The following is a 1064-nucleotide window of genomic DNA, read 5'->3' as shown; positions in this document are numbered from 1 at the left end:
TGTTCTATCCACGGAGGTTGGTGACGGATCCCACGGCTTGGGGATCTTGAACGAGTGAGGGCCTCCCGGGTTCGGTGTGGATTGCGACATCTACACGAACGACCAGAAGGCCCTCATGCCCCACCGTAATGCACCTCTGACCGAGACCGGACGTCTGCGTCTGGCCCGCTGCGTCGTGGAGGACGGCTGGCCGCTGCGGCGGGCCGCCGAGCGCTTCCAGGTCTCGCCCACGACGGCTCAGCGGTGGGCGGCCCGCTACCGCGCACTGGGTGAGGCCGGGATGGCCGACCGCTCCTCCCGGCCTCACCGCAGCCCGCGCCGGACACCGGACCGCACCGAGCGGCGGATCATCAAGGTCCGGGTTCTGCGCCGCTGGGGACCGGCCCGCATCGCCTACCTCCTGGGCCTGAACCCGGCGACCGTCCACCGTGTCCTGACCCGCTACGGACTCGCCCGCCTAGCCCATCTGGACCGCGCCACCGGCCGGCGGGTCCGCCGCTACGAGCACGCCGCCCCCGGCGACCTGGTCCACGTCGACATCAAGAAACTCGGCAACATCCCCGACGGCGGCGGCCACAAGGCCCTCGGCCGCCAAGCAGGCCGCAAGAACCGGGCAAGGGCCGGCATGAGCTTCCTGCACAACGCCGTCGACGACCACTCACGCCTCGCCTACAGCGAGATCCTCACCGACGAGAAGAAGGAAACCGCCGTCGGATTCTGGCAGCGTGCCCACGCCTACTTCACCGCAGCTGGGATCACCGTCCAGCGAGTCCTGACCGACAACGGCGCCTGCTACAAGTCACACCTCTGGCGCAACTCCCTTGCTGAACAAGGAGTTTCACACAAGCGCACCCGGCCCTACCGACCCCAGACCAACGGCAAGGTCGAGCGGTTCAACCGCACCCTGCTCGACGAATGGGCCTACGCGAAGACCTACCGGACCGAGACCGAACGACGCGACGCCTACCCGCGATGGCTCCACACCTACAATCACCACCGCGGACACACCGCGCTCAAGGGCCAGCCACCCGCCAGCCGCGTCCCCAACCTCACGGGTCAGTACA

The 1064-nt window shown here is 68.4% G+C and carries 1 protein-coding gene; it reads left to right on the top strand.

Annotated features, from left to right (window positions below):
- Positions 1–115: 115 nt before the first annotated feature.
- The coding region (locus ACIRJR_RS37120; RefSeq protein WP_403789207.1) for an IS481 family transposase at positions 116–1064 on the top strand (949 nt) is incomplete at its 3' end.

Source organism: Streptomyces sp. NPDC102402 (genome assembly GCF_044765765.1).
Lineage (GTDB): Bacteria > Actinomycetota > Actinomycetes > Streptomycetales > Streptomycetaceae > Streptomyces.
Note: the sequence above shows the minus strand (reverse complement) of the source record. Positions and strands in the feature narration are given on the sequence as shown.